At 34.9% G+C, this 22,232-nt stretch carries 19 protein-coding genes; 3 read left to right on the forward strand and 16 right to left on the reverse strand.

All coding sequences use genetic code 11. The features are described from left to right. Positions 1–15: 15 nt before the first annotated feature. The 3 genes from AC3WRL_RS01380 to AC3WRL_RS01390 all read right to left on the reverse strand — a co-directional run bounded on the left by AC3WRL_RS01380 (position 16) and on the right by AC3WRL_RS01390 (position 5,577). A complete protein-coding gene (locus AC3WRL_RS01380) occupies positions 16–1,524 on the reverse strand; it encodes a carbon-nitrogen hydrolase family protein (protein ID WP_261511484.1) in 1,509 nt (502 codons plus the stop codon). A gap of 79 nt (positions 1,525–1,603) precedes the next feature. Next, positions 1,604–4,573 carry a glycoside hydrolase domain-containing protein gene (locus tag AC3WRL_RS01385; RefSeq protein ID WP_492329568.1) on the reverse strand — a complete coding sequence of 990 codons (2,970 nt, stop codon included), beginning with the start codon at positions 4,571–4,573 and terminating at the stop codon, positions 1,604–1,606. A 197-nt stretch (positions 4,574–4,770) separates the two neighbouring features. Next, on the reverse strand, positions 4,771–5,577 hold the full coding sequence (locus AC3WRL_RS01390) for a hypothetical protein (RefSeq protein WP_492329569.1): 807 nt from the start codon (positions 5,575–5,577) through the stop codon (positions 4,771–4,773). 356 nt (positions 5,578–5,933) lie between these two features. On the opposite strand from AC3WRL_RS01390, the gene AC3WRL_RS01395 reads away from it, so the two are divergent. Further along, a complete protein-coding gene (locus AC3WRL_RS01395; protein ID WP_214833436.1) occupies positions 5,934–6,281 on the forward strand; it encodes a hypothetical protein in 348 nt (115 codons plus the stop codon). A gap of 55 nt (positions 6,282–6,336) precedes the next feature. Then, positions 6,337–6,681 (forward strand): hypothetical protein, encoded by a 345-nt coding sequence (locus tag AC3WRL_RS01400; protein WP_492329570.1) that lies wholly within the window; start codon positions 6,337–6,339, stop codon positions 6,679–6,681. Between the two features lie 208 nt (positions 6,682–6,889). On the opposite strand, the gene guaA is transcribed toward AC3WRL_RS01400, so the two are convergent. The 9 genes from guaA to AC3WRL_RS01445 all read right to left on the reverse strand — a co-directional run bounded on the left by guaA (position 6,890) and on the right by AC3WRL_RS01445 (position 16,435). Then, complete coding sequence (gene guaA, locus AC3WRL_RS01405; RefSeq protein WP_261511479.1) at positions 6,890–8,419, reverse strand: glutamine-hydrolyzing GMP synthase; 1,530 nt, start codon at positions 8,417–8,419, stop codon at positions 6,890–6,892. A gap of 145 nt (positions 8,420–8,564) precedes the next feature. Further along, positions 8,565–9,803 carry a phosphoribosylamine--glycine ligase gene (gene purD / locus AC3WRL_RS01410; protein WP_214833445.1) on the reverse strand — a complete coding sequence of 413 codons (1,239 nt, stop codon included), beginning with the start codon at positions 9,801–9,803 and terminating at the stop codon, positions 8,565–8,567. 93 nt (positions 9,804–9,896) lie between these two features. After that, the gene (gene purH, locus AC3WRL_RS01415; protein WP_492329571.1) at positions 9,897–11,414 is read right to left on the reverse strand and encodes a bifunctional phosphoribosylaminoimidazolecarboxamide formyltransferase/IMP cyclohydrolase; all 1,518 of its coding nucleotides are present in this window, start codon (positions 11,412–11,414) and stop codon (positions 9,897–9,899) included. Positions 11,415–11,537: 123 nt separating this feature from the next. After that, positions 11,538–12,566: a proline-specific peptidase family protein gene (locus AC3WRL_RS01420; RefSeq protein WP_214833450.1), complete on the reverse strand. Its 1,029-nt coding sequence runs from the start codon at positions 12,564–12,566 to the stop codon at positions 11,538–11,540. A 22-nt stretch (positions 12,567–12,588) separates the two neighbouring features. After that, the gene (purN, locus tag AC3WRL_RS01425) at positions 12,589–13,152 is read right to left on the reverse strand and encodes a phosphoribosylglycinamide formyltransferase (protein ID WP_214833453.1); all 564 of its coding nucleotides are present in this window, start codon (positions 13,150–13,152) and stop codon (positions 12,589–12,591) included. A 76-nt stretch (positions 13,153–13,228) separates the two neighbouring features. Then, on the reverse strand, positions 13,229–14,221 hold the full coding sequence (gene purM, locus AC3WRL_RS01430) for a phosphoribosylformylglycinamidine cyclo-ligase (RefSeq protein WP_492329572.1): 993 nt from the start codon (positions 14,219–14,221) through the stop codon (positions 13,229–13,231). Between the two features lie 273 nt (positions 14,222–14,494). Next, positions 14,495–15,049, reverse strand: a complete 555-nt coding sequence (locus tag AC3WRL_RS01435) for an NADPH-dependent FMN reductase (protein ID WP_214833458.1) — start codon at positions 15,047–15,049, stop codon at positions 14,495–14,497. Positions 15,050–15,085: 36 nt separating this feature from the next. After that, positions 15,086–15,814: a pirin family protein gene (locus AC3WRL_RS01440; protein WP_492329573.1), complete on the reverse strand. Its 729-nt coding sequence runs from the start codon at positions 15,812–15,814 to the stop codon at positions 15,086–15,088. A gap of 243 nt (positions 15,815–16,057) precedes the next feature. Next, entirely contained in the window at positions 16,058–16,435 is a 378-nt protein-coding gene (locus AC3WRL_RS01445) for a winged helix-turn-helix transcriptional regulator (RefSeq protein ID WP_492329574.1), read from the reverse strand. Positions 16,436–16,518: 83 nt separating this feature from the next. Here AC3WRL_RS01445 and AC3WRL_RS01450 point away from each other — a divergent pair, with 83 nt between their 5' ends. Continuing rightward, entirely contained in the window at positions 16,519–17,118 is a 600-nt protein-coding gene (locus AC3WRL_RS01450) for an FMN-dependent NADH-azoreductase (RefSeq protein ID WP_214833464.1), read from the forward strand. 127 nt (positions 17,119–17,245) lie between these two features. Here the strand turns inward: AC3WRL_RS01450 and AC3WRL_RS01455 are convergent, their stop codons facing one another. The 4 genes from AC3WRL_RS01455 to AC3WRL_RS01470 all read right to left on the reverse strand — a co-directional run bounded on the left by AC3WRL_RS01455 (position 17,246) and on the right by AC3WRL_RS01470 (position 22,222). Next, positions 17,246–18,412, reverse strand: a complete 1,167-nt coding sequence (locus AC3WRL_RS01455) for an MFS transporter (protein WP_492329575.1) — start codon at positions 18,410–18,412, stop codon at positions 17,246–17,248. Continuing rightward, complete coding sequence (locus AC3WRL_RS01460; protein ID WP_492329576.1) at positions 18,409–19,941, reverse strand: GMC oxidoreductase; 1,533 nt, start codon at positions 19,939–19,941, stop codon at positions 18,409–18,411. Before AC3WRL_RS01460 ends, AC3WRL_RS01455 begins: the two co-directional genes overlap by 4 nt. A 358-nt stretch (positions 19,942–20,299) precedes the next feature. Then, entirely contained in the window at positions 20,300–21,682 is a 1,383-nt protein-coding gene (locus tag AC3WRL_RS01465) for an MFS transporter (protein WP_214833473.1), read from the reverse strand. 15 nt (positions 21,683–21,697) lie between these two features. After that, positions 21,698–22,222, reverse strand: a complete 525-nt coding sequence (locus tag AC3WRL_RS01470; RefSeq protein ID WP_492329577.1) for a nuclear transport factor 2 family protein — start codon at positions 22,220–22,222, stop codon at positions 21,698–21,700. Positions 22,223–22,232 lie beyond the last annotated feature (10 nt).

Consider the following 22,232-nt stretch of genomic DNA (forward strand, 5'->3'; position numbering starts at 1 on the left):
TGTTTTTCTTTTTTATTATTTAAGATAAGTCTCATAGAGATCGTTTCGTCTGTCTTTAAGAATCTGAACGGAACCGTTATAGTGGAGATCTTTTAATAAATTCAGATCCACATCAACAATTAAGGTCATTTCCGTATTAGGCGTTGCTTCTCCTTTTACGGCATTGGATGGAAAGGCAAAATCCGAAGGTGTAAATACGGCAGCCTGCCCAAACTGAATATCCATATTATTTACTCCCGGTAAATTTCCCACACACCCTGCAATAGCTACATAACATTCATTTTCTATTGCTCTCGCAGCCGCACAGTGGCGGACTCTCATATAGGCATTTTGAGTATCTGTCAGATAAGGCACAAACAGGATTTTCATTCCCTGATCAGCCAGAATTCGCGGAAGCTCCGGAAACTCTACATCATAACAGATGACAAGACCTATTTTTCCACAATCGGTATCAAATACTCTGATCTCATTTCCGCCTTTCATTCCATAGTACTTCCTTTCGTTAGGCGTGATATGTATTTTACGGTATTCATCGATACGTCCATCACGGTGCATCAGATAACTTACATTATAGAGATCATTATGGTCATGATCAAAAACCGGCATACTTCCCGAAATAATATTGACATTATAACTGATCGCTAGTTCTGAAATTTTTTGCTTGATCTGATCGGTCAGTTTGGCTAATTCGATCATACTATCTCTCTCAGATAGCTTATTGAATGGCGCCAATAAAGGGGTATTGAAAAGTTCTGGAAAAAGAACAAAATCAGATTTGTAATCTCCCATCACATTTACAAAAAATTCTACCTGTTCGTAGAAGGCATCTATATTTTTAAAATGCCTCATTTGCCATTGTACAAGACCCAATCGGATGATACTGTCCTGCATCGTATTAGGACTTTTGCTGTAATAGATATTATTCCATTGCAGCAAAACTGCATTTTCTTTTGAAGATTCATCTTCAGGAAGATACTTCTTCAATACTTTAATAGGTAAGAAATTATTGGAAAGCTGAAATGACAAAACAGGATCATAGATCTCTTTATCCCTTACCATTCTTATATAATCTCTTGTTGAAAGCTTATCACTGTATTTATGATAGTTGGGTATTCTTCCACCCAATACAATAGATTTCAGATTCAGTTGTTCACATAATTCTTTTCTGGCATCATACAGTCTTCTCCCTAACCGTAATTCACGGTATTCAGGATCTACAAAAACTTCTATTCCATAAAGTACATTTCCAGTAGATGAATGGGTATTAAAAGTATAATTTCCTGTGATATCACTGTAAGTATGATCATCTCCAAATTCATCATAATTAACGATAATAGAAAGTGCAACTGCTGCGAGTTTGCCATCTACAGTGATACAGATCTGGCCCTTTGGAAATATTTTGGTTAATTTTTCTATGCTCTTTTTGGACCATACATATTCCGACATTTGAGGATAAGCTCGTCTCATGGTTTCCACCAATCCATCATAATCCTGAACATTTAAGGTCCTTGTATCTACTTGCATTTTTATAAATTTTACTAAATTTAGGTAAAATAAATCAATTCCTAAACCGGATTACCTCTATTCCTACAGTTGATTTATCCTATTGAATAATTAATAAACATCCTTTATTCTTAGCAATACTGATTTCTTCATCTAAGTCAAAAGCTTTTGCTTCCTGGAAATCTTTGATTGAAGGGGTACCCATTTTTAAGTTTTTGGGATCAAGCCCCAGTTTTTTCCAGTCGATCTTCAATTTTACCCGTGTATCCTCTGGAGCCCAACTGGCTAAAGAGATCATGACTTTCTTATCCTGTTGGTAAACTGTTGCCAGTACTGCAGGATTGTTTGTTTTAACCGGGTTATCATTGACCCAATAACCAATCATTCTCGAGCCTTTGATTCCAAAATCATCCCAGGCTTTCCAAAGATAGGTTGGATTACTCTTCTCTGACCATCCCAGACGACTTGTCATACCATACAACATTCCTCGCCAAGGGTTTCCATCATCCTGTAACATTTCTCCCATTAATCCATAAGGAATACCACTTACTTCCGTCAGTAAAAATTCCGGACTGTTGCTGTTATAATCAAAGTATTCACCAAACCATAAACGATTGATGTAGGGAAAATGTTCCAGATAGAGGTTTGCACTATTATTAAAACCATCTTTTTCATTGTATTGGTTTGCAGAATGCAGGTCTATTATACCTGGATGTCCTTCCTGCGTCATTACTCTTTTTATCCTTTTCATTGTTACTCTATCAAAAGCCACATCATCAAGGTAGATCCCATCAATTCCCAAATTATTGATCAGCCAGTTCATTCCCTCTACATAGTAATTGTGCCAACGATTCATTCCACTATTGATAATCGCAGCATCTTTAAATTCCGGTACATACCAGGCTGCTATATAATTGTCGTGCAAATGCTCCTGCAACCAGGAATAGCCACCACCTTTTCCAGTAGAAAAAACTTCCTGGCCCAGACTTTTCACTGGATACAGCTCATACATTCTGTTAGATACCTCACGAATGGTATTATAGATCTTCACCTTCAGCCCTTTTTCATGGGCTTTGGTAATATAATCTTTCATTTCTTTAGTTGCCACAAAAGGATAATTAATGTAAGGATTGATCTCATTACCATGGTGTATATTGATCACATTAGCACCACTTGCCTTTACTGTGTCAACAGGCTTATAGGCATGGTAGAAACGGTTATTCCACTGTTCTTCAGTATTGATCGGATGAAATGGTGTAATAAGCAAATGAAAATTATAGTACAGTTCATCTCCTTTTTTCATACTGCGGGCACCACTAAAGTTATTAACTAAAATCTCACCTCTCTCTTCCCTGATGTTTACTCCGCCTTTATTGTCATTACCCCATGAAGAAGGAAGAATCAAAGGCTTTTGTAAATAGAAATTGGTATTCAGAGGTCTTGAATAATTTTGATCACGCAACGAAAATTGTATCCCAGCGTTTACATTTCCTATCCATGCTCCATCCTGGTTTTTCTTGGCCACGTCCCATTTCCAATCTAAACTTTCTGGTCTGTATCCTCCTTTTTGGCCTAAGCCCATCATATAGGTGGCCTTATCTTTTGCAAAAGGAATCTCCATGGCAATATCCTGAAGCTGTATATCGTTCAATGCCGTGATCTTCACGCTATAGTCCATAAATCCGTCAAATTCAATGGAACCTTCAACCTGCATTTTCAAATTTTCTGAGGTGTTTATGCTTGTCCAGGAAATCTTTCCTTCTTCTTTTCCGGTAAACTGAATTCCAGACGTCTTCCACTTTTCTGAATTTGCTTTCGGACCTGTCACTACAAAATGTATAGGTTCATTCAATATGGAATTGGCATTTTTACCGATCGAAGTCATCTCAGGAGTGAAAAAGGTTTGAATCTGTTTTGGAAATCCAGATGCATCCAGTATTACTTTTCTTCCCAACAATGAAATTTCCTGCCCTTTGAGTTGTAAAGGTGTATATGGTTTTATTACTGTATTTGCCTGTGCCAATGTTGAATTAAGCCATGGCAAACGGGTCATCTTCCAGGGCTCATCAAAGCCTTTGTTAACAGGATTTCCTCCTACGCTCAAAATAAATTTTACAATCTGAGCTTCTGCATTTTCGGGTTGGATCGTTACCGTTCCTTTGTAGGTTCCCGGAGAAGTATTTTCTGGAATATCAAAACCGCACCAAAAGGCTTGTAAATTATCTTGTTTAACATTTACAGTTAGCTCAAGTTTCTCTCCCTTATAGTCTATACCATCTGTATTGATACAATTGAAATATTTGGATTCTATTGTCGCTCCAAAAAGGTTTTTCAGTGAAGATGCTGTAATCTTCACATTTTTAAGGTCTGTTTTTACTGGTAAAACACCGATTTGAAAAGCGTAAAACTCTCCTCTTTCTGCCTGACCCTGAAAAACTGACACGTTTTTTTTATCGTCTATCCAATGTCGAGGAATTCTATTCGTCTTAATTGGTCTATCTCTAACCTCTGGAAAAACAAAATAAATTTTATTCTCGTTTTTCTTTTTGTACTGATCGATCTCTTTTTGGGTAGCGATCATTTCCATTGGTTCATTGCTGTTGAAGTCGTCTACTGATTCAATTCTTAATACGCTCGCTAATGAAGCCCCGACGTCTTTAGACACAGATTTATCTGTTCTTTTCAAGTAAGTTGCCGTAGGGTAATTGGTTCTCTTATCCAACTGGTAGGGTAGAAAATAGACATAATAAATACCCTTCCCTGAAACTGGTGTAAAAACAAATGAGCCTTCTTCCTCATTCATATTCAGATAAGCGTCTGGCTCATACTGTTTTTGAGTAAGGCTATCAATAATGATCAGCTTCTGATCCGGTTTTATATTGATATTCCTCCATGGAACAGTGGCTTTAGCTTGTTTCGTCGATGCATCCCAACGCAAAACTGCACGCTGATCTCCCAATTCGTCCGCATTCCATTTCTGAACTTGGGAAGGATAAATATGTTGCGCTATAATTAGATTAGGAACAAGGCTTCCCATCAGGATAAGTGGAAAAAGTTTTTTTAAAAGCATAGTAAATATGAATAGAAGATAAAAATGGTTCTTATCAGTCAAATTTAATATAAATCAATTAATTCTGATACAAGGGAAATAGTATTTTTTTAATGAACAGAATTATAATACATAACGCCTAGCTAAAAAACCAAGATTGCTATATTTTAAAAGATCATTGCTAAAGGCTGCTTGGCTATATGATAACTTCTATTGCCCTAATTAACCACTCCAAATTTGTTATTTTTAAAGTCTAAGACTACAATATCATTAACAAAAAAAGCATTTCCAGTTAAACCATTTATTTGCTCAGTTTTATTAAATTCCTGAAGTCTTTTATTTTCATTATACCATGCATAATTGCTCTCTAACTTCTTTTTCCCCAAATAAACTTTTTCTTTAATGGGGCGTCCGTAGAATTTAACTTTTTCTCCCCAGGAGTTGGCGAGAATAGTATCTGTTTTCGCTGATTTATCAACTAATGAATTCCACAAGTCTTTATTGGTGTTGATAGGAAATAAGCTTGCTCCTGTATCAAACAAAAACCAGTACGTTTTTTTATCAATAGTCAATGGAATATGAAGTCTTCCATTTTTAGATCTAACATCGACAAAGGTTGTGATGTTTTTCCAGTGGTTATCCAACGAATCCAGAAGGCACATTTTTTTATTCGGATAATCTATAATCAATACTTTATTATAAAAAATATCAGCACCCAAACTCCCTATGTGTTTAGGTTTTTTAGTAAATAATGAGTCCAGGGGAATTTTATCCCCATAATTATCTTTATATATTAATTTATCCCTGGATAATCTCCCAAAATGATAGACAAGTCCTTTCGTAGCATATCCTATTTTTCCTCCATCATCAGTAGATTTAGAATCTTGTAAAATGAAATTTTTCATTTCATTTTCCTTGTAATAACTGCTTATGGTATTTCCATAAATAAGTGTTGCATCACTTCCTAAATCAAACTGCACTGTGAAGTTGGCATTCAAATCATTTACCTTAACGGGAACAAGCATCGCTACTTTATCAAATGTCTTTCCTGATATTTTTGCAGAATACCACGAAAACGGAAACCATGAATAATTGTCTGTGTGAGTAATGCCTTTATTAGAGGTCGAACACCCTGATAATATTGAGGTAAGTAAAATAATGATAAAAAGTCGTTGTATTTTGATTTCTAGAATGCTGAATTGAGGTATTAGATTTATAATTCTAAATGTATAATAATTTTGTAGATATATTTATTTTCAGGAAAAAATACTCGTCTCCTTCATTTACACTGTGGAAATAGATTTAAATTTGCAATATAATATTAGGAGCAAGTGAGATGTTCGTTCCAGCAAAGGAAAGGATGTTCTACAAATAGATAATAATGAATAAGAAGATATTTTTTTCGATAGCTATTGCTATATTATTAGCCATCTATTGTTATACAGCAAATTCAATGGAGAAAAGAGACAGAAAGAATTATGATGATTTTAATAAAAGTAATCTGAACGGTTCCATCACTGGCTTAGAAGAATTTGCTCGAGGAATTAAATTGCACTTAGAGAGTAAAATTGTTGTTTTTTATCCCCAAACCAGTCAATTAAATGATAATAATATTTTTATTTTTACTGCAAAAGTTGGAGATAAGGTTATAAAAAAACAATTCCAAGATACTTTAATATTACAGAAAAAGAATGGTCTGGTTTTTAAATACACCTTTTTTAAATTTTAATCATAAAAACCAATTCTGCCTTTGTTAGAATATTTTATAAAAAAGTAAGTAAAAAATGAATTTCAAAAAATATCTGCCTTTCATTATTGCCTTGATAGCAGTTATAATACATTATTGCTATGGTGGAAAAGAAGCAAAAAATAATTACATCAATTTTAATAAAAGCAATTTAAACGATAAACTCTTAGGCACTGACTATTATGCAAGGGGAGTGAAAATTATTTTTAAATATAATCAATATGTTTTTTATCCCCATACTTCAGATTTAAATGACAACAGTATTTTCAATGCAACTACAGAAATAGGTGACAGTATTTATAAAAAACCATTTCAAAAAATCTTAACTCTAAAAAAGAAGAATGGAAAGGAATATAAATATTCTTTTCAGGAGTTTAAATAACAATATAAAGTTTAAAAAACAAAACCTCCCCTAAGGGAGGTCAAAAACACAAATGATGAAAAAAAAATTATTATATTTATTAATATAAGTCACTTAATTCTTATACAAAGATAAGTCCTAAAAATCTAATAACTCATGAGCATAATCATAAAAAGCAAAATCCTACTAAAAAAGTAGGATTCTGTATTTTATCTATTTTAAAGCAGGATTACTCCCACTCAATTGTTGCAGGTGGTTTGCTTGAAATATCATAAGCTACTCTGTTAATTCCTCTTACTTCATTGATGATTCTACTGGAAACAGTATCCAAAAACTCGTAAGGAAGTCTGCTCCACGTTGCCGTCATAAAATCTATGGTATTTGCAGAACGAACTACAGCCGTGTACTCGTATGTTCTTTCGTCACCCATTACTCCAACTGATTTCACAGGAAGTAATACGACGAAAGCCTGAGAAACTTTCTCGTAAAGGTCATTTTTGTATAATTCTTCAATGAAGATATCGTCAGCTTCCTGAAGAATTTTCACTTTTTCAGCATCTACAGCTCCTAAGATTCTAATTCCTAAACCAGGACCCGGGAAAGGGTGTCTGTGTACCAGATGGTGAGGAATACCTAGTTCTTCTCCTACTTTTCTTACTTCGTCTTTGAAAAGCTCTCTTAGAGGCTCCAGCAATTCAAAATCCATTTCTTCCGGAAGCCCGCCCACATTGTGGTGAGATTTAATTACTGCAGAAGGTCCGTTTACGGACTGACTTTCGATTACGTCGGGATAAATCGTTCCCTGTGCCAAGAACTTAGCGCCTTCAATTTTATGGGATTCTTCATCAAAAACATGAATAAACTCGTTTCCGATGATCTTTCTTTTTTGTTCAGGATCATCTACACCAGCTAACTTTGATAAGAATCTTTCGGAAGCATCAACCAACTTAATGTTCATGTTGAAATGCTCTCCATAATTCTCCATTACTTTCACATCTTCATTCTTTCTCAAAAGACCGGTATCAACAAAGATACAAGTCAATTGATCTCCAATTGCCTTGTGAATTAAAACAGCTGCTACAGAAGAGTCTACTCCTCCGGAAAGTCCAAGGATCACTTTATTGTCTCCTACTCTTTCTTTGATCTCTGCAACGGTCTTTTCAATATAGTTGGTCAGCTTCCAGTTTTTCTCTGCATTACAGATCGAGAACACAAAGTTCTCAAGCATTTTTCCTCCTTCTTCCGTATGAGAAACTTCAGGGTGGAACTGTACACAGTAAATTTTTCTTTCAGGATTAGAAATAGAAGCAATAACACCAGATTTTGCATTTAATTCAAAACCAGTTGGTAAATCTCCGACTTCGTCAAAATGACTCATCCAAACGATAGAATTTTGAGTCACTCCTTTCAATAAAGCGTTTTCTTTAATAATATCTAAATGAGCTTTTCCATACTCTCCTTTTTCCCCTTTGTTTACTTTTCCACCTAAAAGATGTGCCGTAAGCTGCATTCCGTAACAGATTCCCAATACAGGAATTCCTTGCTCATATAATTCTTTTTCAACAAGATGAGCATTTTCTGCATTCACAGAACTTGGACCACCGGAAAGGATAATTCCTCTTGGCTGTTTGTCTAAAATATCTTGTAATGGTGTATTGTAAGGTAAGATTTCAGAATATACACCCATCTCCCGGATTCTTCTTCCGATAAGCTGGTTATACTGTGATCCGAAATCTAATATGATAATACCGTTATTCATTTTTATAATTGATTTTTTTAAAGATATCAGATATCAGATTTTTGGGCCTGAAGCCTGGAATCTAGTATCTGAAATCTTATTTCTAATATTAACTGTTTTACAAAAAAAGACTTGGAAATGTTCCAAATCTTTTTTTATGATTTTATTAAAACTTTCCGATGTCTTCTCTGTAGAAACTATAATCGAAGTGAACCGGAATTGCATCTTCGTATACTTTCTTGCGAGCTTCGTCATAAGTAGCTCCTGTAGCAACCAGGTTAAGTACTCTACCACCATTAGAAACCACTTTATCTCCTTTTCTAATAGCTCCGGCATGCAATAACTGGCTGTGTTGTACTTTATCCTCTCCTTTGATCTCGAAGCCTGTTTCAATGTTTCTTGGATATCCTCCTGAACACATCACCAGACATACTGCTTTTTCGTCCTTAAACTTAAGCTCGATATCTTTACCGTTCATACAGTCATTGATAACATCCAGCAGATTGTTTTCCATAAGAGCCATCAATACCTGAGTTTCAGGATCTCCGAATCTCATATTATATTCAAGAAGGTATGTTCCGTTTTTAGTTACCATTAATCCAAAGAAAATGATCCCTTTAAAACTAAATCCTTCTTCTTTAAGACCATGAACAGTTGGTTCTAAAATATTTTTCTCAAAATCCGCCTGATGTTCTGCAGTAAATTCCGGGCTTGGTGCCACTGAACCCATACCACCTGTATTAGGACCCGTATCGCCGTTTCCAGCTTTTTTATAATCTTTAGCAGCTATACAAGGGAACAATTTTTCTCCGTTTGAGAATGCAATGATAGATGCTTCAAAACCTTGTAAAAATTCTTCGATAACTAAACGGATACCAGCATCTCCATAGATTCTGCGAATCATGAAATCGTGAATAGTGGCTTCAGCTTCTTCTAAAGTATCACAGATCACAACACCTTTTCCTCCTGCTAAACCACTCGCTTTGATCACTAAAGGATATTCCTGAGTTTTTACATATTCTTTAGCTTCGTTATATGAATCAAATACTACAGCTTTAGCTGTTTTAATATCATAGGTCTGCATAAATTTCTTAGAGAAAGCTTTACTTCCTTCCAGACTTGCTACTTTTTGATTCGGACCAAAAACTTTAAGATCATGTTTCTTAAATTCATCCTTCAAACCTGCTACAAGAGGAGCTTCAGGACCTACGATCGTTAAATCTACTTTTTCCTTAATAGCGAAATCCCTAAGTTCTTTAATTTCTGATAAATGAACATTTTTTCCCATAACATCCGTAGATGCATTTCCATTAGCAAAAAACATTTTAGTCACTCTGGAGTCTTTATGAAGTTTTGCCGCTAATGCAGACTCTCTTCCACCTTCACCTATGATTAAGATTCTCATACTTTTATTTAATTATCTAGTCTATATTATACAAATATATAATTTTGAATGCTATAAATACCATCTCAAAACTACTTTTTAATTCTATTTTAATTAGTGTAAAAAATGTCTAACTCCAGTAAACATCATCGGAATTCCGTGTTCGTTTGCGGCTTCGATACTGTCCTGATCTTTTACACTACCTCCTGGCTGAATGATTGCTTTTATACCTTGCTCAGCGCTGAAATCTACTACATCACGGAAAGGGAAAAATGCATCTGAAGCCAGTACTAAATTTCCGGAGAATTTCTCCTTAGCTCTTTCGATTGCCTGTTGAGTAGCCCAGATTCTGTTAACCTGTCCACCACCTATTCCAAAGGCCTGAATTCCATTGGAAACAACAATCGCATTTGATTTTACATATTTTACTACTCTCTGAGAGAAAAGCAATGCTTTTTTCTGCTCTTCTGTAGGCTGTACATCGGTAACTACTTTTATATCTTCAGAAAAATAAGTATCATTGTCCTGAACTAATATACCACCATCAATTTTCACCCATGTCTGCTTGTCAGAAACAGGATTAACGATTTTTATAATTCTTAAATTTTTCTTTTTTCTTAAAACCTCTAAAGCTTCCTCATCAAAATCAGGAGCCATTACAATTTCAAGGAAGGTTTTATTTAATTCTTCAGCTGTTGCCGCGTCGATCTTATAATTCATTGCAACAATTCCGCCAAAGATGGAAATTGGATCACATTCAAAAGTTTTCTGATATGTTTCCAATGCTGAAGTTCCTATAGCAACGCCACAAGGTGTTGAATGTTTCACAGCACAACAAGCCATTTCTTCTTTGAACTCATTCACTACTTTCCAGCAAAGATCCATATCGCGAAGGTTGTTGAAAGAAAGTTCTTTTCCACCAAGCTGTTCGAAATCTTTCATTGCTCCATTTTCAAAAGTAGAAACATAGTAAGCGGCTGTCTGATGAGGGTTTTCACCGTATCTTAAATCAGCTGCTTTTTTGTAAGAAGCACTTAAATAAGCAGGATATTCCTCCTCTAAAAGCATTCTTGAAATTGCAGCATCATAAGCGGAAGTAAGGTTAAATACTTTACCAGCTAGTTTTTTACGGGTCTCGATGTAAGTATCGCCGTTCTGCTCCATTTCAATTTTTACTGCTGTATAATCTTCAACATCAGTAATTACAGTAACAGAGTCAAAATTCTTGGCTGCTGAACGAAGCATGGAAGGACCTCCGATGTCGATAAATTCTACCTTCTCGTGTAAAGAAATGTCTTTATTTACATTTTCAAAGAAAGGGTAAAGATTTACGATCACCATATCAATCAAACCAATTCCGTGTTCCTGAACCGTCTTCATGTGTTCTTCATTGGAACGAACAGCTAATAGTCCGCCATGAACTTTTGGATGTAAGGTTTTTACTCTACCATCCAGCATCTCAGGGAAGTTGGTTACCTCATCGATCTGAATCGGATTTAAACCTGCTTCTTTCAAATGCTTGAATGTTCCGCCAGTAGAAATCAATTCGTAGTTCTGGGCTTCCAAAAACTGAGCGAATTCTATTAATCCGTTCTTGTCAGAAACACTGATTAAAACTCTCTTTTTACTCATTTTACTTTCAATTTTTTACTTTTCACAGCCATTTCAAACTGTATTCCCGGTCTTTCACCTCCGGATTTACTTTTATTTTACTTAGATTTTTTATACACAAATTCTGAAATAAGAGGATAATTCTTAAAATTTTCGGGAATCGACATCATTTATAAAATTAATAACTCCATTCATGAAAACCTTTTGATCGTCCCACATGGCAAGATGACTTCCGTTTGGGCAGTAAAGGTATCTTCCTTTTTTCACCAGTTTACTTTGTTCCTCCATCGCTTTTGGATCCATCGTGTCATATTTTGCACCAATCATTAATGTAGGAATATTGATTTCAGGCAATCGGCCTTTAATATCCCAATCACCCAAACGTCCACTAATTCCAAATTCACTCGGCCCCTGCATCAATGTGTAAACATTTTCATTAGAATGCTTTAATGCTCGATTTACTCCATCCGGCCATTCTTTTAAACGACAGATATGCTGATTATAAAAGTTGGGAATAAGCAACTCCATATAACGTGGATTAGCAAAATCTTTTTTTGCCTCGATTGCTCTTATTTCTTTTAAAACTTCCGGCTTCATCTGCTTTGCTAAAACTTCATCTGCATATTTACCATATTCCGGTGCGCTTGCCACCATATTGGCAACCATTAATCCTTTTAAATTTTTCTGATATTTCAGGGCATATTCCATCGCTAAAATTCCACCCCAGGAATTACCTAAAACATAAAAATTAGATTTATCTGCACCAATCGCTTTTCGCACCTGCTCAACTTCATCTACAAAACGATCTGTTGTCCAAAGTCTATCATCTACCGGCTGATCACTGTAATAAGATCCCAACTGATCATATTCATAAAACTCAAAACCTTCTTTCTGGAAGAAAGTTTCAAAGCATTCCATATATTCGTGGGTCATCCCCGGACCTCCATGCAGAAGCAAAACTTTGATCTTTGGATTATTCCCGAAACGTTTTGTCCATACCCTAAAATTTCCAACGGGTGTTGTGATTGGAATCATCTTCACTCCCCCTGACTGAATCGAATCCCCATAACTAAAATAGTTTTTGGTGGTTATTTCCTGATCTTTCGTTGCAACCTTATTACACGAAAAAATGATAAAAATTGTCAAAAAAGAAATAACGATTCTGGTTGTCATTTTTGTTGGTTTTTATTTATAGCTAATTCCCTAATACTTTATTAATTGCTATTGGGAAAATCTCATATTCAACCTTATGCACTTTTTCAGCTAGCGTCTCAGGTGTATCATTTTCAGTAACTTCAAATGATTTCTGCAGAATCGCTTGTCCTTCATCAATTCCAGGGGTTACAAAATGTACTGTTGCCCCACTTTCCTTTTCTTTAGCTTCAATAACAGCATTGTGAACATTCATTCCCCACATTCCTTTTCCACCGTATTTTGGTAATAATGCAGGGTGAATATTAATTATTTTCCCGTTCCAGTTTTCACAAAATTCAGGTTTTAGAATAGATAAAAATCCAGCCAATACAATTAGGTCTGTATTTTCAGGAATCACCTTACTCAATTCACTGCTGAAGTTCTTGCCCCTTGGAATCAGTATGTTTTCTATGTTATGATTTTTTGCTCTTTCCAGTCCATAACATTCTCTATCAGCAACAACAAGAGATACTTTTGCATTCTGGATCTCTCCATTATCAATGGTATCTAAAATTCTTTGAAGATTAGTTCCGGAACCTGAAACGAGTACAACGATGTTTTTCATGTTATTAATGTAACAATGTATCAGTTTAACAATGTAACAATGAATTCAATTGGTACACTGGTACATTGATCGATTGTTATATTGCTAAATTAATTTTCTCGCTTCCTTCAGTGATTTCTCCGATTTCATATGCATCATCCAATAGGTGCAATACTTTTTCAGCATGTGTTGGATCTACTACAACGATCATTCCTACTCCCATATTGAAAGTTCCGAACATTTCTTCACGGGCTACACCCCCTCTTTTTTCCAGTTCAAGCATGATACTTGGAATCTGAATTTTTGAAGCATCAATCGAAGCACATAAACCTTCACCAATAATTCTTGGAATATTTTCGTATAAACCACCTCCTGTAATGTGAGCAATTCCTGAAACTTTTACCTCTTCAATTACTTTATGAATGTCTTTATAATATAATCTTGTAGGAACTAATAGTGTTTCGTAAAGTGGTTTTCCTTCGAATTCTTCTTCAAAATTCGGGAATACTTTTCTTACCAATGAAAATCCATTTGAATGGAATCCTGAACTTGGTAATGCAATAATTTTATCACCAGCTTTTATTTTAGAACCATCGATGATCTGATCTTTTTCAACAATTCCTACACAGAATCCTGCAACATCATAATCTCCAGGTTGATACATTCCTGGCATTTCAGCAGTTTCACCACCTATTAATGCACAGTTGTTATCTTTACAAGCTGCGACCATTCCTAAAACGATTTCTGCAGCAATTTCAGAATCTAATTTTCCACAAGCCAAATAATCTAAAAAGAATAATGGTTTTGCACCGTGACAAAGAATATCATTAGCACACATTGCAAAACAATCTACTCCGATAGAGTCATATTTTTTGGAATCTAAAGCTACCTTAAGTTTAGTTCCAACTCCATCTGTTCCTGAAACCAATACGGGATTTTTATAACCACCGATCTCATAGAAAGCACCAAAACTTCCCAGATGATTCAATACATTGGAATTGTGGGTTTCACCAACCGCTTTTTTGATCTTATCAACGGTTTTGTATCCTTCTTCTTTGTCTACTCCTGCAGATTTGTAAGTGTTGCTCATGTTGTATTTAGATTTTAGAGGCTAGATTTCAGATTACAAACTATTGTAAATCTAATATCTTACATCTGATGTACTCTATCTTTTATATTAATTTATTCAAAATTTAGAAAATAAAAAAGCCGACAATCTTAGTAGATTATCGGCCAGTATTTTATCTGAGAATTTTAGAGCCCACAGTTTTCCCTTTTATGGAAAAACATTCTTTGAAAGTGGACTGAATTTTCATCTCTTTTCTTTTTGCAAAAATAGTAATTTTAAATTAATATTCAAATTCTATTTTTCCAAGATTGTTTCAATAGCAGAAATCTTAATAATTTTTTCTCTTAATTCGCTGTCTTTTTCCTCGTTAGATATTTTTCCGGCTCCTTTATCAAAGTTATCATTGAAGAAAGGAAGTGAAAATGTTTCTACCACATTTCCGCCATGGAAAGGAAAACGTTTACCCGCAGCTTCCAAAACTCCAGCTCCGCCTCTTCCACCAGGTGATGTAGACATTAAAAGCATTGGTACTTCATTCCAGACTGTTCTGTCTTTGATTCTGGAAACCCAGTCGAATACATTTTTAAAAGCCGTTGAATATGTACCATTATGTTCTGGTAAAGAAACCAAAAGTAAATTCGCAGCATCAATTTTTGCAGCAAAATCCTTTGCTTCCTGAGGTACACCTCCTGCCAGTTCTCTTTCATGCTTATAAATAGGCATTTCAAAAGGATTCAAATCTATTACTTCTACTTCTGCATTTTCTCCAAACATAGATGCAGCATAAGATACTAAATGCTTATTCATTGATGCATCGGAATTACTTCCTGCTATTGCTAAAACTTTCATTCTATTTAATTTTTTTTAAGTCTACAAATTTAATTTTTATTTCAAATAAGATGGTAAATCCATTGGAACTTCCATCAATAATATTTCGGTGTCTTCAACAGCTTCGATGTTAAAACTCTGAGTATCCCAAATTCCCAATCCGTCTCTTTCATTTAATACTCTGTCTCCTACTTTTGCACTTCCTTTCAATACAAAAGCATAAACACCATTTCCTTTTTTATTAAAAATATAGTTCTTCCCATTTCCTTTGGTAAAATTGGCTAAATTAAACCATGCATCCTGATGAATCCAAACTCCATCATCATCTTTATTTGGTGAAAGAATCTGCTGAAACCCATTGATCTTTTCTCCTTCCTTAATGCTTTTCTGATCATATCGGGGTTCTACATTCAACTCTCTTGGGAAAACCCAGATCTGTAAGAACTTTACTTCTTCATCTTTATTTTTATTGTACTCACTGTGTTGTACACCAGTTCCGGCACTCATCACCTGAATTTCTCCCTTTTTAATAACGGCGGTAGTTCCTATTGAGTCTTTATGTTCCAAATCACCTTCCAGAGGAATAGAAATAATTTCCATATCTCTGTGAGGGTGTGTTCCAAATCCCATTCCCTGAGAAACCGTGTCATCATTCAACACTCTTAAAACTCCAAAATTGCTTCTTTCAGGATTCTGATAATTTGCAAAACTGAAAGTATGGTAACTATTTAACCAACCATGATTAGCATGGCCTCTTGAATCTGATTTATGATATACTGTTTTCATATTGTGATTAATTATGGTACAAATGTACGGCGTGTGAGATTCGCAGATGTTGATGTAAGGTAAGAAAGGATGTTTAGATTAAATTATGGATTATGGATTATAAATTTTGAATTATGGATTCTGAATATTTTTTAGTTGGGATTCCTGCGGAATGACAAAACAGTGTTTGTATCTAAGCTTTTTCATATTTTATAATGATGTGATTTCGCAGTTTTGCGATTCAGCGATTTTGTCTTCCTTCTTTTAACTCTCGCTATCTTTTACTTCTTCGACACCTGTACCAAAAATATGCTGGCGATGATTTGTACCCCAATTCTTTAATGATTCCACTACGGGATGCAGGGTTTTTGTATATTCTGTTGGCAGGTATTCAATAGAAACGGGATAGCTATCTCTCACTATTCTTTCAACCAACCCATTTTGCTCCAGTTCTTTTAATTCTTTGGCTAAAACTTTTGAGGTTAATTTAGGGATGCTTCTTTCGATTTCTGTAAACCGCTTATTTCCATGGTTTAAAGAAATGATGATTTGTAATTTCCATTTGCCATTGATTACATCTAATGTATCCTGAACAGGTTTTAAAGCCTGCATACAATCTTTATGATTATGTTGTTTTTCCATTATTTCACTTTCCTTTAGGTAACTACTATACTTTTGAAAGTAAATTTACAATAATTTTGTCATCAATAAAAACAAAAAACAAAATGGCAAACATTTTAAATATCAAAACAAGTATCGTAGGAGAAAACTCTATAAGCAGTCAACTCTCTCAGACTGTTATTAATCAATTGTTAGAAAAAAATCCTGAAAGCAAAGTTGTTGTCCGTGATTTGGCAACAAACCCGATTCCCCATTTAGAAATTCATCATTTCAGTGCATCAAGAATTCCCGATGAAGAAAAGAATGACGAACAAAAAGAAGCTTCGAAATATTCTGACGAAGCATTGAGAGAAGTTCAGAATGCAGATATTATCGTGATTGGAGTTCCTTTTTATAATTTCAGTTTTCCATCAACTTTAAAATCCTGGATTGACAGTATTTCTGTTGCAGGAAAAACATTTTCTTATGCTGATGGAGCACCAAAAGGTCTTCTGGAGAACAAAAAAGTATATCTGAATTTTGCAGCCGGTGGTGTATATGAAAATGGACTTATTGAGAATGTTGAAACGTATTTAAAAACTTTATTAGGTTTTATTGGCATTACAGATGTTGAAGTTTTCAAATCTCAGGGAACGATGATGCCTCATTTAAAAGAGGAAAATTTATCTAAAACTGTTTCAGAAATCGAAGCGTATAGTTTCTAAGTTTTGGCTAATAACCGTTTTTTATATTCTTATTTTTAAGGTGGGCTTTTGTCCACCTTTAGTCATAAAACAAGATAATTTCGTAAATCAAGCAGATAGAGCAGATCTTCAAAGTTTCAAAATTGTATTAAAAAGCCTCTTTAATTTTAGAATCTCTTTTAAGATAGAAAAGAAGACCGCAAATAAGTATCATAAAGACGATAAGAAATTCTAAAATCATAGAAGTATAATTGGAAAAATGACCTAAGACATTTGTTACAGCGCCGGTCCCAATTTGATTAGCAGCCATTAAAAATCCGGAAACCAATACAGAAAGCGTTGGAAATTCTATGGTTCCCCAACCAATAGATCCGGGGAAAATACTTCCCATAAAAAAGCCAATGAAGAACATCAGGAATAAAAGAATATTTACATTAGGATCGACCAACATTAGAAAGACCAACCCAGCTACCCATAAAGGAGAAGTTAAATAAACATAGGATAAATTAAATCTTTCTGAAAAAATTCCAAACAACAATCGATTAAGAGCAATACCACCCCAAAATAAGGAAAGCCCGAGACTGGCTTTGTTATTATCCAGGCCTTGATTTTTAAGTATAATTCCACCAAAACTTCCAAAGGTGCCTTCTATGCATCCATATAAAATAATGGTAATAAAGAAAATCCATAGTTTTCCGGGAATTTTAAAATGCCTGGGAAGTTCGAAAAATGTTCCTTTTTCTAATTTTAAAAATAAAAAAGCGATAAAAGCGATAGTCACGACAATAAATATACTGCCGGGAACATACATCCAGTTTTTGACATCACCTATCAGATTCATCATTAATGGGGAAGTAGAGGTTCCCAATCCCACTAAAAACTGTAAGATCAAAATAGCAGAAGATCTTTTATTATCAAACAAGCTCGCGGCTAATGGATTTAATGTCGTTATAGAAAGTCCAAATCCTGTTCCTGTAAATGCTACCAAAATCATTAATACAGGAAACAATAAGAACTTTTCGTCCATAAAATAGTGAAGTATCCATAAGGTTCCCGTCGATATAATCATCAATAAGAGTCCGCAGCTCAAAACTATTTTAGGCCCTATTTTATTAACAAGAAAGGGAGCTCCTAAACAGGAAACAATAATGCAAATTACTTGTGGGATGAAGAGATTTCCAAACTTTGACGGACTTAACTCAAATAAAGAATGATCTGTAAAAGCAGTTCCCAAAGCCGGAAATACAACAAAATTAACTCCTGTCAGAAAAGCCAGTAAATAGACGACAATGATGGTTACTGTTTTAGAATTCATGATGTTAAAACATGGGTTTTCAGATAATCTCCCACTCTTAATGCCATAGCAATAATGGTAAGTGCCGGATTTACCGCTCCACTGGAGACAAAGAATCCACCATCTACAATATATAGGTTTTCTAAATCATGTGCTTTACAGTTCGTATCAACCACTGAAGTTTTAGGATCTACACCCATTTTTGTCGTTCCATTCTGATGTGCTGGTGAAGCGATATCCATTCCTTTACTGAAATAAAACCCTTTGAATAAAAAGCTTTCAAATTTTCCGGATGCTTTTAAAGCTTTAATCAATTCAGCTTTTAAAAGTTCATGTCCTTTTTGATTGTTCTCAGAGTAGGTTATTTTAATCTGTCCATTTTCTACGGTCACCCTATTTTCAGGATCTGGCAGATCTTCAGATGTCAGCCAAAAATCGACTGCATGCTTAGCCATGAGTTCAAAAGTAAAACCTGGTGCAGGAATTGGACTATCTGCTTTAATCTGATGTTCATCGGACTTTCCCAACATCTGGATATGTCCTAAAGGAAATTCATAACCTCTGTTTGCATGGTAGAAATCATTGATGCCAAATGTTTTTCCAAATTTTGTAGGGTTCGGCTCCGTATATAAAGCCACCAATGCTGTATTCTGATGAAACATATAATTTCTTCCTATCTGATCTGATGTATTGGCAAGACCATCAGGAAACTGTTCGTTTTTACTTTCCAATAATATAGCTGCAGAATTAATAGCGCCTGCAGAAAGAATCACCAGATCTGAAGTCAATGTTTTTGTTTCTCCATTCCGTTCTATTAAAACCTCAGAAATTCTCTTTCCTGTGCTGTCAGTGTTCAATTTCAGCACTTTTGCATTGGTCATCAATTCTACATTGGGATACTCCAATGCTTTGGATAATGAACATAGATGGGCATCACCTTTTCTTTCGGAAGCATCTGGAAAACCATCAAAACGATCTAATATGTAAGGGGCATTTGCTGTATTATGAGGTTCTAAATTCACCCCGATAGGCAATTCAAAAGGATGCAGTCCATAATTGGTTAATTCATCAACAATCTCTTGAATTCTCGGTTCGTGGGGTAATGGTGGATTAGGGTAAGGTTCAGAATCGAATGGTTCTGTTGGATCTGATCCTCTTTTACCGTGAACATGAAAAAGCTTTTCAGCTTCCAGATAATAAGCCTTTAAATCTTCATATTGAATAGGCCAGGCTGGTGAAGTTCCTCCATAATGTTGTATTTCTTTAAAGTCTTCTTCCCTCAAACGAAATAAAGCAGCTCCATAAAATTTGGTATTTCCACCTACATTATAATGCATTCCGGGGCGAAATGGCTTTCCATGTTTATCTAACCATAGATCTGTTGTTGTATATCTGTTCTTCTCAAAAACTTCTATAGAATCCCAGTTTTCTTTTTCAACAGGTACATAATCCCCTCTTTCAATAACCAGTATTTTCTTTCCACTGTCAGCTAATCTATAAGCCATTGTTGCACCTCCTGCTCCACTACCAATGATTATGATATCATACATCCTTTAAAATTTTAATCTATCTAAATTAAAGATTTAAAGCCACGGTTAGCTTAATAAAAAATTAAATTCCAATTGATTATATAAATAAAGAACCATGATTCTATGTGGATATGGTATATCAAAATAGTCTCACGAACTTTATAGATTATGTAGATTTCACCTCATCATAAAAATAAAATCTGCAAAATCTGCGAGACTTAAACTTATGTTTTGACTAAAGCCATTTGAATATATTTATAATAAAAAAGTGGGCTAAAGCCCACTCCTATTGATATTTGTTTTTAAAGTACATAATCTCGTCGCACTTCTAACTTCTAACTTCTAACTTCTAACTTCTAACTTCTAGTACTTGCTTCAATCAAAAATGTACCTGCTTAATTTCTTCCTCAATTTCTTTAGGCGTTTCATCTTCTGATTTAACAAGAATCATCGTAAGAATAGCTCCAAGCAACATACAGACCCCACCTACTACAACGTAACCAATAGCATAGTTTCCGAAGAACCCACTTACTATAGGTCCGCCAAAAAGGCCATTGATAATTTGTGGAATGACAATGAAGAAGTTGAAAATTCCCATGTATACTCCCATCTTCTTTTGTGGAATGGCATCAATTAACATCGCATAGGGCATTGCTAAGATGCTTGCCCATGCAAATCCCAATCCTATCATAGAAATTTTGAGATAACTGATATCTTTAATAAAATACATAGAGATCAATCCTAATCCACCACAAAAAAGAGCTAATGCATGCGTTTGTTTTTTGCCAATTACTTTAGCAATCGGAGTTAATAAAAATGCAAACGGAATTGCCCATAAATTATAGTATCCAAATAATTTTCCTGTAAGATCTCCTGCTTTATTAAATTCAACAGAATGAGTATCTTGTGGTGAAAGTCCAAAATGATGGGTGGCTAAAGCACTTGTTGTAAATACCCACATGGTAAACAATGCAAACCATGAGAAGAACTGTACTGCTCCAAGCTTCTTCATTAATAAAGGTATTTTAGCAAAATCTTTAAAAATATCAGAGAATTTGGATGGTTCTTCAACCATCTCTTTCCCATTTTCAAATTCCGCAAATTCCTGTGGTGAATATTCTTTGGTACTCACAATGGTGTACAGGATACTTAATAATAAAACACCCGCTCCGATATAAAATGCATAAATAACATTATCAGCTACAAAACCTGCTTTTGCTACATTGGAAATTCCTAATTGTGTCAACCAATCAGGTAAATAAGAACCGATCACAGCTCCAATACCAATTAGTATTGTTTGAACAGAAAATCCAATTGTTCCCTGATGCTTGGGAAGCATATCGCCTACTAAAGCTCGGAAAGGCTCCATCGCAACGTTAATGGAAGCATCCATCATTGCCAAAAATATAACGGCTAATAACAATACATTAGCAGCCATCATTTGGGTAGCAGAAGCTGCATTAGGAAGTAAAACCAGACCAATAGCACATAAAACAGCACCAATTAGGAAATAGGGTTTCCTTCTTCCCAAAGGACTCCAGGTATTATCTCCCATATGTCCGATAATTGGCTGAACAATTAATCCGGTAACAGGTGCCACCAACCAAAACCAGGATAGCTCATGAACATCTGCCCCGAAATTGGCAAGAATTCTACTTGCATTTCCATTTTGTAAGCCAAAAGCCATCTGAATTCCTAAAAAACCCATACTCATGTTGATGATCTGAGTCATGGAGAGGTTTGGTTTTACTTTTTTACCCATTATCTATAGGAGGTATTATTTGGTTTTTAATTGCTGTAAAAGCACATCTTCAATAGGTGCTTTTTCAGCAACCACTTTATCTACTACATCATTCGGAACCGTTATAGAAAGAACATATTGCTTCACTTTCCAACTTCCGTTTATTTTTTCTACAACACCCGAACCACGACAGATTTTCATCTGGGTATCTAATAATTCATCAAACCATGCCAGTTTACCGTCCTTACTGAAATAGACATTCCTTTTAAGAGAAGTAAAATTCCATGTTTTCTTTTTGTCAAAATACGGTTTAGCCCAAACCATAAATGCTTTTTTATCCCAAACTTCGCTTGCATCGGTTCCTATGAACGTAGATTCATCAGCAAAGTAATTGAAATAAGCATTAAAATCTGCTTTCGCAGCTGCTACATTGAAACCATCAAGCATAGTACTGATCTCGGTTTTATCTTTTTCAAATTTGGCTTCTTTAGATTGTGCCGAGAAATGGCTAAAATTTAACACTAAAAATATCAGTGTATAAATGATTGTAATTTTTTTCATATTCTAAATT

This window comes from Chryseobacterium sp. FW101-FHT12H09, from assembly GCF_058790395.1.